12 protein-coding genes are annotated in these 15,987 nt (G+C 46.4%); 2 read left to right on the plus strand and 10 right to left on the minus strand.

Annotation, left to right across the window (positions count from 1 at the left end):
• Positions 1 to 17: 17 nt before the first annotated feature.
• From DW996_RS07510 to DW996_RS07535, 6 genes are all read right to left on the minus strand, one after another.
• Positions 18 to 869, minus strand: coding sequence for a type II CAAX endopeptidase family protein (locus DW996_RS07510; protein WP_118281689.1), 852 nt, complete (start codon positions 867 to 869; stop codon positions 18 to 20).
• Positions 859 to 1,707, minus strand: a complete 849-nt coding sequence (locus tag DW996_RS07515; protein WP_279220150.1) for a patatin-like phospholipase family protein — start codon at positions 1,705 to 1,707, stop codon at positions 859 to 861. Before DW996_RS07515 ends, DW996_RS07510 begins: the two co-directional genes overlap by 11 nt.
• Before the next feature lie 119 nt (positions 1,708 to 1,826).
• The gene (locus DW996_RS07520; RefSeq protein ID WP_118281882.1) at positions 1,827 to 4,283 is read right to left on the minus strand and encodes a glycogen/starch/alpha-glucan phosphorylase; all 2,457 of its coding nucleotides are present in this window, start codon (positions 4,281 to 4,283) and stop codon (positions 1,827 to 1,829) included.
• Between the two features lie 32 nt (positions 4,284 to 4,315).
• Complete coding sequence (gene ileS / locus DW996_RS07525; RefSeq protein WP_118535316.1) at positions 4,316 to 7,468, minus strand: isoleucine--tRNA ligase; 3,153 nt, start codon at positions 7,466 to 7,468, stop codon at positions 4,316 to 4,318.
• Positions 7,469 to 7,832: 364 nt separating this feature from the next.
• Positions 7,833 to 8,453, minus strand: a complete 621-nt coding sequence (locus DW996_RS07530; RefSeq protein WP_118535317.1) for a DUF4190 domain-containing protein — start codon at positions 8,451 to 8,453, stop codon at positions 7,833 to 7,835.
• Positions 8,454 to 8,468: 15 nt separating this feature from the next.
• Positions 8,469 to 8,732 (minus strand): hypothetical protein, encoded by a 264-nt coding sequence (locus DW996_RS07535; protein ID WP_158575269.1) that lies wholly within the window; start codon positions 8,730 to 8,732, stop codon positions 8,469 to 8,471.
• A gap of 149 nt (positions 8,733 to 8,881) precedes the next feature.
• Between DW996_RS07535 and DW996_RS07540 the strand changes: the two genes are divergently transcribed.
• A complete protein-coding gene (locus DW996_RS07540) occupies positions 8,882 to 10,330 on the plus strand; it encodes a nicotinate phosphoribosyltransferase (protein WP_118535319.1) in 1,449 nt (482 codons plus the stop codon).
• 46 nt (positions 10,331 to 10,376) lie between these two features.
• On the opposite strand, the gene DW996_RS07545 is transcribed toward DW996_RS07540, so the two are convergent.
• Together DW996_RS07545 and mutY are read right to left on the minus strand one after the other, a co-directional pair.
• The gene (locus DW996_RS07545; protein WP_118281683.1) at positions 10,377 to 11,399 is read right to left on the minus strand and encodes a glycosyltransferase; all 1,023 of its coding nucleotides are present in this window, start codon (positions 11,397 to 11,399) and stop codon (positions 10,377 to 10,379) included.
• A gap of 66 nt (positions 11,400 to 11,465) precedes the next feature.
• On the minus strand, positions 11,466 to 12,560 hold the full coding sequence (gene mutY / locus DW996_RS07550) for an A/G-specific adenine glycosylase (RefSeq protein ID WP_118281682.1): 1,095 nt from the start codon (positions 12,558 to 12,560) through the stop codon (positions 11,466 to 11,468).
• A gap of 242 nt (positions 12,561 to 12,802) precedes the next feature.
• On the opposite strand from mutY, the gene DW996_RS07555 reads away from it, so the two are divergent.
• Positions 12,803 to 13,801 carry a CPBP family intramembrane glutamic endopeptidase gene (locus DW996_RS07555; RefSeq protein ID WP_118535320.1) on the plus strand — a complete coding sequence of 333 codons (999 nt, stop codon included), beginning with the start codon at positions 12,803 to 12,805 and terminating at the stop codon, positions 13,799 to 13,801.
• 97 nt (positions 13,802 to 13,898) lie between these two features.
• Here DW996_RS07555 and DW996_RS07560 read toward each other — a convergent pair whose 3' ends face one another.
• A complete protein-coding gene (locus DW996_RS07560; protein WP_118281680.1) occupies positions 13,899 to 14,702 on the minus strand; it encodes an enoyl-CoA hydratase-related protein in 804 nt (267 codons plus the stop codon).
• A gap of 484 nt (positions 14,703 to 15,186) precedes the next feature.
• Positions 15,187 to 15,945 carry a pyrroline-5-carboxylate reductase gene (gene proC / locus DW996_RS07565; protein WP_330428836.1) on the minus strand — a complete coding sequence of 253 codons (759 nt, stop codon included), beginning with the start codon at positions 15,943 to 15,945 and terminating at the stop codon, positions 15,187 to 15,189.
• Positions 15,946 to 15,987: the final 42 nt, after the last annotated feature.

The following is a 15,987-nucleotide window of genomic DNA, read 5'->3' on the forward strand; positions in this document are numbered from 1 at the left end:
TTCGTAGTTATGATAAATTACGCCATATTTTTGGCATTCTTGTTCAAGAGCAAAATGCCAAGATAAGTAGCCACCATAGAGCCAAATAAAATACAGAAGAACTGCATCGGTCCATTGCCGCCTAAGGCCAGACCACCGCTCAAAACGCCCACAGCATTAAAACTCATATGCAAGCAGATGCCCATGGAAAGATTGCCTGCCTTTTCCACAAAATATCCAAGCACTAAGCCAAATAAAAAGGTATATACTGCCTGCAACGGATTCATATGCATACCGGCAAAAAGCAGTGCCTGTACCACATTGGCTGCCCAAAACGGCATAACACGTCTGGCATAAGAAAAGGTCAGTCCGCGGAAAGTCAGTTCTTCACAGATCGGTCCGATCACGACCGTGTAGAGTACCAACGGCAGGGTCAGTGACTCTGACAAGCCCATGCCGTCCATCAAGGTCTCATACTGGGTCAGCCAGTTGGGAAAAAGAACGGAAACTACATTCATCAGATAAGTACACAGATACTGCATCCCAAAAGAAAGCAGGATCACGCCCACAATACAGGTCGCCGGATTTGCCTTTAAAAGCGCAAAGGCTCCCTTTTTTGCACTCTTATCACACACTTTTTTGTAGTACCAGAAGAAAAACAATACGGCTGCAATAGCGGCATATACCAACATAACGCCCACGTTAAAGTCCGTTGATGTCACCGCGTTATAGTAACCCTGAAAGAAGTCCGAAAAACTTCCACTGGTATAAGTGTGTGCCTTATAACAAAAGACAAAAAACATCCCCACAAAAGAAATCGCCATCTGTAAAACAAAGATACAAACGCTCGGCAGAAAGCACTTCCAAATATTTGACAATTTATTTTCCATTTAAAAATTCCTTTATCTGACTCATCTGTTTTTGGGCATCCGCGATCCCGTTATCATACAACTGCATCATTACCGCCGGGTCGGTGGTGTAGGTGCCGATCTTGATGTCTGCGGACGGACAGAAAGTCATAACCTTTCCTTCTTTTTCTAATGTGTCTACCATATCCATCTGCCGGTTATAGACTTCGTGGCGATGGTTGAGATCCTCTACGATCTTTGGGTATTTATGCTTGAGCCCAAGCGTATAGGCGATCTTGCCGCCCTGCGGCTTCATGCGAAAGCCCCGCGGCTTGGAAAAGATCACGATCAAACGGTCGCAGCCATGCTCTAGGGCATGCTCGATCGGCATGGAATCCGATACCCCGCCGTCATAATAGACATGTCCCTCATAAGAAATCGGACGGCATGCCACCGGAAGGGCACAGGTCGCCATGATCGGCTGGTATTCGTTGCGCCGGATCTCATTTTTATTAAAATAGTGAGGCAGCCCTGTCTCGGCATCCGTTGCCGGCAGATAAGCCTCCGTCGGATTGTTATGATAAGCATCATAATCCAGCGGATCGCCGCCTCCCTCATTTGTCATCGTTCCATAAATGTATTGCAATCCAAATAAGGATCCTGTTGTCAGCAGACTGCGCAGACTGATATAGCGCGGATCCTTGACATGTTTGGTGTAATAGCGCATGTTTCGCTCACGCTGCCCTGCCAGAAAAGACGCACTGTTTGCCGCGCCCGCAGATACACCGATGCAGTAATCAAACTGAATCCCCTCGTCTAAAAAGATGTCCAAAACTCCTGCGCTGTATGCGCATTTCATGCCTCCCCCTTCAACGATCAATCCCGTTTCATCTCTTTGCTCCTTGTGATAGCGTACGCCATAAGCACACGTTTATAAGACGCAATATAACAGCGAGCCGCAGGAAAGCGACCGCTGTCATATGTGCGTAAAAATATTTATTATTTGTTTACTGTGATCTTATCCAAATGCCAGATATCATCCACATAGTCCTGAATGGTGCGGTCAGATGAGAACTTACCAACATTGGCAACATTTAAAAGTGCCTTCTTTGCCCATCCGGTCTCATCCATATAGGCTTCCATGACACGCTGCTGTGCCTCTGCATAAGAACGGAAGTCTGCAAGTACAAAATAGGTGTCCGCGTACTGCGTACACTGTGTATTCAAGAGTGAATTGTAAAGGTCACGGAAGAGTTCAGAATCGCTGCCACTGTAAAATCCGTTGACTAACTGGGTCAGGACTTTACGGATATCCTGATCATTGTTGAATATATCCATTGGGTTGTAATCACGGTTCTTCTCATGTGCAATGACTTCCTCTGCACTCATACCGAAGATAAAGGCATTTTCCTCGCCCATTTCCTCAACCATTTCCACATTGGCTCCATCCATGGTACCGATGGTCAGCGCGCCGTTTAACATGAACTTCATGTTGCCGGTGCCGGATGCCTCCTTACTGGCGGTAGAGATCTGTTCAGATACATCCGCCGCTGCAAAGATCCACTCTGCGTTGGATACGCGATAGTCCTCGATAAAGACAACTTTGATCTTGCCTTCGATACTCTTATCGTTATTGATGACCTCTGCCACATTGTTGATCAGTTTGATCGTCAGTTTGGCATTCTTATAGCCTGCTGCTGCCTTTGCGCCAAAGATAAAGGTGCGTGGATAAAATTCTTTTTCCGGGTGCTCCTTGATCTGGTTGTAAAGATACATGACATGCAAAATATTGAGCAACTGTCTCTTATACTCATGCAGACGCTTTACCTGCACATCAAAGATAGATCTCGGATCGACCTCGATGCCATTGTGCTCTTTGATATATTCTGCCAGACGCAGTTTGTTCTGGTATTTGATGTTCATGAACTCATGCTGTGCCTTTTTATCATCCGCATAGAGTTCTAATTTCTTCATCTGGGACAGATTGGTAATCCATTCCTTGCCAATGTGATCTGTCACCCAGTCTGCCAAAAGGCGGTTTCCATGTAAGAGGAAACGGCGCTGTGTGATACCATTGGTCTTATTGTTGAATTTCTCCGGGTACATATCATAGAAATCTTTTAAAGACTGGGTCTTTAAGATCTCTGTATGGAGTTTTGCCACACCGTTGACAGAATAGCCTGCCGCAATGGCAAGATGCGCCATCTTGACCTGTCCGTCACGGATAATACCCATGCGGGCTACCTTACCCTCGTCTCCCGGGAAGCGGTTGCGGATCTCGATCTCAAAACGACGGTTGATCTCCTCAACGATCTGGTAAACTCTCGGCAGTAAGCGGGAGAAGATCTCGATCGGCCATTTTTCCAGAGCCTCTGACATGATGGTGTGGTTGGTATAGGCACAGGTCTTGGTCGTCACTTCCCAAGCCTGATCCCAACTCAAGCCCTCCTCATCCAAAAGCAGGCGCATGAGTTCTGCAACTGCCAAGGTCGGATGGGTATCGTTCATCTGGATTGTGACTTTTTCGTATAATTTACGAATGTCGTCATGATGCTTTTTGTAGCGGCAGAGAATACGCTGCAAACTTGCAGATACAAAGAAGTACTGCTGCTTTAGGCGGAGTTCCTTGCCATAGATATGATTGTCGTTCGGATAGAGAACCTCGACAAGATTGCGTGCCAGATTTTCTTCCTCGACTGCCTTATCATATTCCCCTTTGTCAAAGGAATCCAGACGAAAGACTTCCTTTGGCTCTGCATCCCAAATCATCAGGGTGTTGACCATATTGTTGTCGTAGCCGACGATCGGCATATCATAAGGAACTGCGATCACAGAAGAATATCCCTCGTGGATAAAGTGCAGGTTGCCGTCCTCGCCCTGCTCGGTTCTGACATAGCCGCCAAAACGGACTTCATGTGCATATTCCGGTCGCTTGATCTCAAACGGATAACCGTTCTTTAACCAGTTGTCCGGCACTTCTTTCTGGTATCCGTCCTCGATCTTCTGCTTGAACATACCATAGCGGTAGCGGATGCCACAGCCATATGCCGGATATCCCAAAGTAGAGAGGGAATCCATAAAGCAGGCTGCCAGTCTTCCCAGACCGCCATTTCCAAGTGCAGGATCCGGTTCCTGATCCTCGATCGCATTGATATCAAATCCCAATTCATCCAGACATTCTGAAATCTCATCATAGCAGCAGAGATTGAGCATATTGTTGCCCAATGCCCTGCCCATTAAGAATTCCATAGACATATAATATACGGTCTTTGGATCCTTTTTCTCCATGGTCTTCTGGGTCGCCAGCCAGTTGTCAATGACTTCGTCTTTGACTGCCAGCGCAACTGCCTGATAGACTTCCTGATCATTTGCCTCCTCAAACTCCTTGCGATATAAGAGTTTGACATTTTCCTTGATCTGTTTCTTAAACGCTTTCTTGTCAAAAGTATGAACCATCTGCTCAGGCTCCTTTCTTCTCAGCAATCTCATTATTGTTTTGAAACTCCCAGAGTAACTTTCTCGCCATTGATGTTCCATTCTTTATTGTATTCGCCCTGGTCGCCTGCTGTGATCTCTGTTGCTAAAACTTCTTTCTTGATTGTATCACAGTTCTCGGCAAAGATGTGACCGACTTTTTCGGCTCCCTGATAGAATACCTTGATCTGATCCATAACTTCAAAGTCTGCTTCCTTACGCATGGTCTGGATCTTGCTGATCAACTCTCTTACAAATCCTTCTTCCAGTAATTCTTCGGTCAGGTTGGTATCCAATACCACCGTCATATCTGCATCGTTTTCTGTCACATAGCCCTCTTTCTGGGTCATGGTGATCAAAAGGTCTTCCTCAGAAAGTTCGATCGATGCATCTACCTCCGGCAGTCTGAGCACGCCATCAGCCTTTAATCCTGCCATGGCAGCGTTGCCGTCCAGATCTGCAAGTGCCTGTTGGATGTCCTTTAAGAACTTGCCGTATTTTGGTCCTACGGTACGAAGCTGCGGCTTGAAGGTATAGGTAGTAAAGTCTGCCACGTCACCTGTAAATGTCACTTTCTTGACATTTAACTCATCTGCAATGATATCCATATAGAATGCCGGCAGATCCTTTTCTGCCTTGACATACATCTGACCGATCGGCTGACGGTTCTTGATGTTGGCTGTATTTCTGCAGGCACGTCCCATAACGACGATCTTCAAAAGTTCGTCCATGTTGCTCTCCAGTTCCTTGTCGATCCATGCCTCATTAACAACCGGATAGTCGCACAGATGGATACTTTCCGGTGCTGCTGCATCAATGCTTCTGACAAGGTTCTGATAGATTTCCTCTGTCATGAATGGGATCATTGGTGCTGCTGCCTTACAGATGGTAACCAGACAGGTGTAAAGTGTCATGTATGCATTGATCTTATCCTGCTCCATGCCCTTTGCCCAGAAACGTTCACGGCTGCGGCGTACATACCAGTTGCTCATGTCATCAACAAAAGCATCCAATCCCTTTGCTGCCTCCGGAATACGGTAGTTTGCCAGATTGTCATCCACATCCTTTACAGCCGAATTGAGGCGGGAAAGAATCCACTTATCCATAATGGATAATTTGTCATATTCCAGTGTATATTTTGTTGCATCAAATTCATCGATATTAGCATATAGTACAAAGAATGCGTAGGTGTTCCACAGGGTTCCCATGAACTTTCTCTGACCTTCCTGTACCAGTTTGCCGGAAAATCTCTTCGGGATCCATGGTGCACTTGCTGTATAGAAGTACCAGCGGATCGCATCTGCGCCGTAGGTCTCCAATGCATCAAACGGATCTACCGCATTGCCCTTGGACTTGGACATCTTCTGTCCGTTTTCGTCCTGTACGTGTCCAAGTACGATAACATTTTCATAAGGTGCCTTATTGAAAAGCAGGGTGGACTCTGCCATCAGGGAATGGAACCATCCACGGGTCTGATCCACTGCCTCAGAGATAAACTGTGCAGGGAACTGCTGTTCAAATAAGTCTTTATTTTCAAATGGATAATGGTGCTGTGCAAATGGCATTGCTCCGGAGTCGAACCAGCAGTCGATAACTTCCGGTACACGGTGCATGGTCTTTCCACAATCCGGGCAGGTGAAGGTCACGGCATCGATATATGGACGATGGAGTTCTACTTCTGCTGCCTTTGGATCACCAGCACGCTCTGCCAATTCTGCACGGCTTCCGATACATTCCTGGTGTCCGCACTCACATTCCCAGATGTTGAGTGGTGTTCCCCAATAACGGTTACGGGAGATCGCCCAGTCCTGAATGTTTTCCAGCCAGTTGCCGAAACGTCCGCTGCCGATGGATTCCGGGATCCAGTTTACGGTGTTATTGTTGCGGATCAGATCATCCTTTACGGCTGTTTCCTTGATATACCAGGATTCTCTTGCATAGTAGATCAGCGGTGTATCACAGCGCCAGCAGTGTGGATAATCATGTTCAAACTTCGGTGCGGCAAATAACTTGCCCTCTTTATCCAGATCGACCAATACATCCTTGTCTGCATCTTTGACAAACTTTCCGGCATAAGGTGTCTCTGCCGTCATCTCGCCCTTGCCGTCAACAAACTGTACGAAAGGCAGGTCGTAGTTGCGTCCGACATTGGCATCGTCCTCACCAAAAGCAGGAGCAATATGAACGATACCGGTACCATCACTCATGGTAACGTAGGTATCACAGGTCACGAAATGTCCCTTTTTGTTCTGCTTTGCAGCGGCTTCTGCTGCACATGCATAGAGGGCTTCGTATTCCTTGTACTCCAGATCCTTACCCTTCATGCTCTCAAGGATTTCATAGGCCTTCTGACCTTCTTCTGACAAAGGACCAAGCACCTTATCCAAGAGTGCTTCTGCCATGTAATAGGTATAACCGTCTGCTGCCTTGACCTTGCAGTAAGTCTCATTCGGGTTGACACAAAGTGCAACGTTGGATGGCAATGTCCAAGGGGTCGTTGTCCATGCCAGGAAATAAGCATCTTCGCCTACGACCTTGAAACGAACGATGGCAGAACGCTCCTTAACCAACTTGTAGCCCTGTGCAACTTCCTGAGAGGAAAGCGGCGTGCCGCAACGAGGGCAGTAAGGCACGATCTTGAAGCCCTTGTAAAGTAACTTTTTGTTCCAGATCTCTTTTAATGCCCACCATTCGGACTCGATAAAATTATCATCATAGGTAACATATGGGTTGTCCATGTCTGCCCAGAAACCAACCGTGCCAGAGAAATCTTCCCACATGCCCTTGTATTTCCAAACAGATTCCTTACACTGCTTTATGAAAGGCTCCATACCGTATTCTTCGATCTGCTCCTTGCCGTCCAGACCCAGTTTCTTTTCTACTTCGATCTCGACCGGAAGACCATGGGTATCCCATCCAGCCTTACGAGGAACATACTTGCCCTTCATGGTCTGATAACGAGGGATCATATCTTTGATGGTACGTGTCTCTACATGACCGATATGCGGCTTGCCGTTGGCTGTTGGCGGTCCATCATAAAAGGTGTAAGTCTCTCCCTCTTTTCTATTCTCCATGGATTTCTTGAAAATGTCATTGTCACGCCAGAATTTCTCTGTGGCTTTTTCTCTCTCAACAAAGTTGAGTTCCGTGTTGACTTTCTTGTACATAGTCGACTTCCTTTCTATCATTTCTTATTCTGAACAAATGCAGTGCATAAAAGAAAAAAACTTCCGTCCGTATAGGACGAAAGTTTCGTATACCACCTATAACGCTGTACTTAAAAGTGCCCCGCACCTTTGCATACATGTTCTCTGTAACGTAGAGACTCACGGCTTTCCTACCAGATAAACTCCTTCAGTCCGCTGCTAAGAAGTGATCTTCCACAGATAGATACTAATATCGGCTCACACCATACCCGACTCGCTCGACGTTCTCACCTCTGCGTACTGTCTTCCTCAACGCATTTGTCAAATCATATTTCGTTAAAAATTATACTTAGTGTAGATGCGTTTGTCAAGGATTGCCGGCGAATTACAGCGTATCGTCTTCTCCGTTCATATCAATGCCATACTGCTCAAAGAACTGCTGCATGTCCTCGTCATCTTCAAAATCATTCTGCATTTCTTCCTGCATCATATCCATAAATGCTGCATTACTGAACAAAAGCCCCCATGTGATAACTAAAAGTACCACTGATATGGCAGCCGTCACGATACCACCGATTGCCATGCCCTTTTTCTCACAGGTAACAATCTGGATCACACCAAAGACGATCGCCAGGATGGCTAAGATCACATTGACGCCACTGCAAAAACAAAGCAGGGATATAATACCAAGGACTAAGGATGCCACACCAAAGCCTACACCCAGTTTCTTGCCATTTGGTCCCACCTGCGGTCCGGTCTGCCCGTTGGTATATGGATTGCTATTGTAGGAATACTGGTTATTCTGTCCACTGCCTCCATAAGGGTTTCCGTTATTCTGACCGGCATTTCCGTAAGGATTTCCATATGGATTGCCATTGACACTTCCCTGATTGCTTCCGTATGGATTGCTTTGCCTATAGTCCTGCTGTCCCCCATATGGGTTACCGCTGTTTCCTGCTGTATTCTGCTCTGTCTCGTCTTCAAACATATGCTCGTTATTATCCATGATGCTCCTCCAAATCTATTTGTGTAAGTCGATGATGTTATAATATATGCCCATGGTCCCGACAAGTAAAATAAAAAATGCCAGATACACGCCTGCACATATATAAGCCGTCACGACCATACCATTTTTACCAAAATGTTTTTGCACATAAATCCCAAGAACGATCGCAGCCACTGCAAAGACCATCCCCACATACCAATAACAGACCAGACATGGTGCCAATATGCCACATATCATGCTGATGACCGATAAAATTGTAGATAATTTCTGATCTTTCATATGCTTCTTATGCCCTCTGGAATTTGCTTTTAATCTTACCACTTAATCTTTCAAAATGCCATCCCTCATTTTTTCTTCCTTATTTTTATAAATTGGATTATAATGTAAGACAATTATACCATTTGTAAAAGAAGAAAAGGGGATATTTCATGAGCACATTGAATTTGACCCTGCTGACAGATCTGTATGAAATGACCATGATGCAGGGATATTTCAAAAACAACAACAATCACACCGTTGTGTTTGACGCTTTCTACCGCACCAATCCTTCGGGTGGTGGCTATGCCATCTGCGCCGGAGTGGAACAGGTCATTGAATATATTGAGAACCTGCATTTTGATGCGGATGACATCAACTACCTGCGCGGACTGCACATCTTTGATGAGGACTTTCTCGCCTATCTGGCAGACTTTCATTTTTCCGGTGACATCTATGCCGTGCCGGAGGGTTCTGTCATTTTCCCGCGCGAGTCTTTGATCAAGGTCATCGCGCCGATCATGGAAGCGCAATTAGTTGAAACCGCCATTTTAAATATCATGAACCACCAGTGCCTGATCGCGACCAAGGCTGCCCGCGTCTGCTATGCGGCTGAGGGGGACGGCGTCATGGAATTTGGTCTGCGCCGTGCACAGGGCCCGGACAGCGGTACTTATGGTGCCAGAGCCGCCATCATCGGCGGTTGCAAGGGGACTTCCAACGTACTTGCCGGACAGATGTTTGACGTGCCGGTGCTTGGCACCCACGCCCATTCCTGGATCATGAGTTTTCCGAATGAATATACGGCATTCAAGGAATACGCAAGACTATATCCAAATGCCTGCACACTTTTGGTAGACACCTACGACACCCTTGGTTCCGGCATTCCAAATGCCATCCGCGTTTTCACGGAAATGCGCGAAGCAGGCATCAACCTGACCAATTACGGCATCCGTATGGATAGCGGCGATCTCGCCTATCTTTCAAAAAAAGTGCGCAAGATGTTAGATGATGCCGGATTTACCGATGCCATCATTTCCGCTTCCAATGACCTGGACGAGTATCTGATCCAGAGTTTGAAAAGTCAGGGGGCTACCATTACTTCCTGGGGTGTTGGGACAAACCTCATCACCTCCAAGGATTGCCCTGCTTTCGGCGGGGTCTACAAGTTAGCAGCCATTGCTGATGATCAGGGAGGCTTTATCCCTAAGATCAAATTATCTGAAAACACCGAAAAAGTGACCAATCCGGGAAATAAGACCTTCTTCCGTATCTATGATAAGGAAAGTGGCAAGATCAAAGCCGATCTGATCTGTCTTCACGATGAAACCTTTGACACCGATCAGGATATGAAACTCTTTGATCCAAACGAGCCTTGGAAAAAGACGACCCTGCCCGGTGGATCTTATACCATGAAAGAAATGCTCGTTCCTGTGATCTGCCAGGGCAAGCGTGTCTATGATACCCCGCCTGTTATGGAGATCCAGAAGATCTGCAATCAGGAAAAAGAGACCCTATGGGAAGAAAACAAGCGTTTTACCAACCCGTCCAAGATCCATGTGGATCTGTCACAGAAATTATATGATATGAAGCAGTCCCTTCTCTCTGAGATGAGCCGCTAAAAGGAGCAAAAAGCAGTAGTGAAAAATCCTTCACTACTGCTTTTTCTTAATTAAATCCCATAAAACGCTGTGAGATCTTGTATGCTTTTACAGATAAGTAACGACCAAATCTGCCCGGCAGATTCATGGCATGCCCCAGTGCACCCCAGCGCAGATGATGATAAGTGCGCGGATCCTTATCCTTGATGTATTTCCAAAGATCTTTGACCTTTTTCAAATTGACCGGATCATTGGATACATAGCCGATACAGGTAGAAACAACCGTGATCGTCTCCAGATAGGAAAGCATATACTCACGCAGATGTTCTTCCTCGATCTGCCACAGGTCATAAGCATCCACCATACGCTTGTTGACATACAACTGCTGGTCGATACGTTTGATCATGTTCTTTTCGTTGACCGACTGTCCGTCACGTCCTATGTAATAACGATAAAAATCTACATTCAGATAATACAGTGTCTTTACAAACGGCAATGGCTCATACACAAAGAGGTTATCAACATAAAAGGTATGTTTTGGCAGTTCCAAGTGACAATCACGAAGCAACTGCGTGCGATAGGTCACGGAATGCATCAAAATAGAAAATCCCTTGATGTTATGCTTCATATCATGCCAGCCCATGATCCTCTCCTGCGGGAAAAGCAGGGTGTAAAACATGGTGCGCTGATGATGATAATCGCCCTCGATCTTTTCATAGACATAATTGGTCAAGAGCATATCCACAAGCGTATCGTCTGCAACGAATTTCTTCAAAGTCTCCAAGACCCTCATGTAGGCATCCACATCCACCCAGTCATCACTGTCAACGACCTTAAAATAAATACCGCTGGCATTGGCAAGTCCGGTATTGACTGCGCAGCCGTGTCCACCGTTTTCCTGATGAATTGCTTTGATGATGGTCGGATATTTCTCGGCATAAGCATCCGCAATCTCCGCCGTGCGATCACTGGATCCGTCATCTACAATAATAATCTCAACATCTTCTCCACCCGGGAGCAATGATTCTATACATTTTGACATATAGCCTTCCGAATTATAACACGGAATGGCAAAGGAAACTATCTTCATGTTTCTTCCTCCTAACAACCGTCTCTTATTATATACACAAAACTTTTGTAAAATAAAGTATTTCTTTTAGTCCATCCGGTGCAAAGCAATAAATTCCGCATATTTATCAAAGGCTGACGGGATCGCATACTCCTTTCGGGTCTTATCGATATCAACCAGCAAGTAGTCCTGTGGCCCCTTGGAAAGATCCTCATCCTGCTGGAAACTGTCGACATCTGCCACCTGTATCAGGAAGCCCTGCATAAGCCATTCAATATGAGAAAAAATATGTTTTGCCTCCGGCAGTTTCTTGATCTGCAAGGGAGCCAGATTTTGTCCGCGCACAAAGGCAAGCGCTTCTTCCTCCGTCAAATATCCCTCGATATTAGGCAGTTCGTACAGTCCTGCCAAAAGTCCCTTGGAAGGGCGTTTCCGCAGAACGATCTTTTGCCCATCCTGTATCAGAAGGACGGTTTTCTCCTCGATCCGTCTGGGTTTTGCCTTGGTCTTGACCGGCAGACGGTCGTAAGTATCGTTTTTATATGCCAGACAAAAAGGCTGCCAGGGACAAAGATCACATTTTGGCTGTCCATTGGGTATGCAGACCAAGGCTCCGATCTCCATCAATGCCTGATTAAAGGCTCCTGCCTCCTTGGGCATAATCTGGGAAAGCTGCGCCGTCATGCGCTTTTTTGTTGCATCTTTTAAAATGTCGCTGTCATCCTGACTGACGCGCGATAAGATACGGAGTACGTTGCCATCCACCGCCGGCACCCGCTCATCAAAGGCGATGGAAGCGATTGCCCCCGCTGTATAGGGTCCGATGCCGGAAAGCGCCACGATTCCATCATAGGTCTGCGGCATCTGACCACCATATTCTGCACAAATGGTCTGCGCCGCCTTTTGCATATTGCGGACGCGATTGTAATAGCCCAAGCCTTCCCACAGTTTCAAAAGTGGGTCCTCCTGACACTTTGCCAGTGCCTCGATGGTCGGCAGGGCTGTCATAAAGCGCTCGTAATAGGGGATCACGGCTTCCACACGGGTTTGCTGTAACATGATCTCCGAAACCCAGATATGATAGGGATCTTTATCTTTTCGCCACGGAAGGTCGCGCTTATTTGCCTCATACCAGGTCAGGGTCGGCTCTACCAAAACCGACAAATCTGTATTTTCTATCATCTTCTATCCTATTATAACAGGACTGGTCTGCCTGTTATACTTTCTGTCATAAATTGCACATTCTGTCTCTTGATCTGATTTCTTGTACCTAGTATAGCATATCCCCGCCTACCTTGGTCGGACTTCCATAATTTTTCAAACAATCTTAAGAAATTTTAAGAGTTGGCGGAATAATAGACACGTCAAATAAAATGTGTAATACTATACTTATAGTTTTTAGATAGCACACGGAGGACAAACATATGAATACAGAGACCCGCAGACATTTTTCCCGCATCGGCATAGCCTACTTTATCGGTGCACTTCTTTTTGCCGGTGTCCGCACCTTGACACCGCTCGCCCTTACACATCTGGCGCCCACGCTCGCCGCAGACCAGACCCTGAGTTTTCTGATCTCTATGCTGACAACCTATATCATCGCCGTGCCGCTCATGATGCTTGTCATCAAGCGCGTTCCAAAAGAAGGCAGCATCCAGCCTTGTACCATGACCGGCAAACAGTGGATCGTCACCTTTCTCATCTGCTATGCCGGCATGTACCTGGCAAACATCGCCGGAAATATCATCACCAATATAGTCGGCAATCTCAAGGGTTCCACCGTCACGAATGAGATCGTGGAGACAGCCCTTGCAAATGCAGCCTGGGTCAATGTCCTTGTTATGGTGCTGCTTGCGCCTGTCTTAGAGGAGTTGCTTTTCCGCAAGATGCTTATTGACCGCACCATCAAATACGGCGAGGGCATTTCCGTTTTGATCTCCGCCCTCTTCTTCGGACTTTTCCACGGCAATCTCAACCAGTTTGCCTATGCCTTTGTGATCGGCGGCGTTTTTGCCTTTGTATATGTCAAGACTGGCAATGTCAAATACACCATCTATATGCATATGCTGGTCAACTTCCTCGGTTCCGCCGTCAGCATGGGACTTCTAAAACTGTCTGGTATGGATCAGTTGGCGCTTGCCGCCACAGATCCCGAAAAGATGGCTGATGTCTCTTACCTGACCAATATCTTTATGTCGCATCTGAGCGGTATGTTACTGCTCTGCCTCTATGCACTTGTGCTGATCATTCTGGTGATCGTAGGCATCGTATTATTCTTTAAAAATATCAAAAAGATCCACCTGCTGACCTCGCCGAACAGCGTTGCTCCCGGCGCACGCTTCCGGACCTATTTTCTCAATGGCGGCATGATCCTTTTTATCGTATGGTGGCTGGTCCAGATCATCTTGCAATTACTGATGTAAAAGATATGTCAGAGATATGTCAAAAAGACCATGGTACTTTACAAAGCACCATGGTCTTTTTTCATGTCATTTTATGTATCGTTTGTCAATTTGCTTTTTAGAAGTCTGTCAGATCTGCTGCGCGTCTTTCCAAAAATGCAGTCATGCCTTCTGTCTTATCATGTGTAGAACATGCCACACCAAAGAGGTTTGCCTCCATCTCTACAGCATTCTTGATGTCCATGTCATAGCCGTTGTTGATCGCAGCCTTGGCAACAGATACTGCATAACTTCCCTTGCTGCAGATCTTCTTAGCCATTGCTTTTGCGGTATCCATGAGTTCTTCCTTGGCAACAACCTTATTTACCAGACCGATGCGGTATGCTTCCTGTGCATCAACAGAGTCACAGGTAAAGATCATTTCCTTTGCACGTCCCATACCAACCAGACGAGCCAGACGCTGGGTTCCGCCAAATCCAGGAATGATACCAAGGCCTGTCTCCGGCTGACCGAAACTAGCGTTTTCAGATGCGATACGGATATCACATGCCATGGAAATCTCGCATCCACCGCCAAGAGCAAAACCATTGACAGCAGCGATCGTAACCTGACGCATATTCATCAACTTGAAGAATGGAACAGATGCTCTCATACCAAAGGCTCTTGCTTCTGCTGCGCTAAAGTTGACCATCTCTGCGATATCAGCCCCTGCTACAAAGGACTTGAACTCATTGCCCTTTTTATCAGGACCACCGGTCAGGATCAGAACCTTGACATCATCTCTAGCCTCGATCTCTGTCAGTGCTACATTTAATTCGTCCAATGTCTCACTATTTAAGGCATTGAGGGCTGCCGGACGGCTGATGGTCAGGACAGCGATTTCATCTTCTACGTCTAATTTTAAATTTTTGAATTCTCCCATGTTTCTTTCCTCCTCGATTGACGACAGATCAAATTATCTGTCAATTATCACTTATCCTCACTATACTACTTTGATAATTTTTTGTCAATCTTATTTAGAGGTTATTTGGGATATTTCTGATATGCCCATGTCAGCACCGATAAAGATGGTTTCGTGATACCAAGTTTTTCAAAGAAAGCGTGCATGCCGCCATTGAGCAAGACCAAAGGAATTGGCAAGAGGGCTATGAATTGTGTTGCTGATACTCCATGACTAGTTCATCTGCCAAATACGCATCACTCATGCAATGCATAAAAGAAGCGCGTTCTGCTGACGAACGCGCTCGTTTTGATGCTCTTTTACTCTTACAAAGTCACAAAGATTGACTCTTAATCCCCATCAATTTTGCATTTTGATTGAGTGACATTCTTGGTTCCGTAGCATTGATCGTTGCGATAGCAACGCCAGCATACTTTAGCCATCGAAAACTGCTTTCCAGTAAATCTTATTCCTTACTCATATCCCTTGACTTCTGCACGCATGCCCGCTGTGCCTCGATCACAGAGGAACGCAGTCCCGATTTTTCCAACTCTGCTACTGCTGCAATCGTCGTGCCGTCCGGTGAACAAACAGCATCTTTCAGAACTCCCGGATGCTCTCCTGTTTCCAATACCATCTTTGCTGCACCAAGGACAGACTGCGCTGCAAATTTATAAGCCTGCTTTCTTGGCATTCCATCAGCCACTGCTGCATCCGCCATTGCCTCGATAAACATATAGACATAGGCAGGGGAAGATCCGCTCACGCCAACAACGGCATCCATCATAGTCTCCGGCACAATCTCTGCTTTTCCAAAGCTTTCAAAAATTGCCATCACTTCCTGCAATTCTTCCGGGCTGATCTTTTCATTCGGTGTCACGGCACTCATTGCCTCGCCCACCAGTGCCGGTGTGTTTGGCATAGAACGCACCAGCTTGATCTGCCGTCCAAACAGATCTGTAATGGACGCCAGTGTCTGTCCGGCTGCGATCGATACGACCACCTGACCCTCTTTACAGACATCCCGGATCTGTGGAATCACCGTGGCAAATACCCCCGGCTTTACGGCAAGGAATAAAATATCTGCCTTTCTTGCCACCTCAGTATTGTCCGTCGTTGCAACAATGCCAAGTTCCTTTTCTATTTTTTCAACCGTTTCCTTGGTCTTTGCAGATGCCAGGATCTGCGACGGCGCATAAAGCCCTGCCGCGATCATGCCGCCCATGATGCTCTGCCCATGTTTCCACTACCGATCACTCCAACTGTC

Source organism: Roseburia sp. AM51-8 (genome assembly GCF_003478275.1).
Taxonomy (GTDB): Bacteria; Bacillota; Clostridia; order Lachnospirales; family Lachnospiraceae; genus Pararoseburia; species Pararoseburia lenta.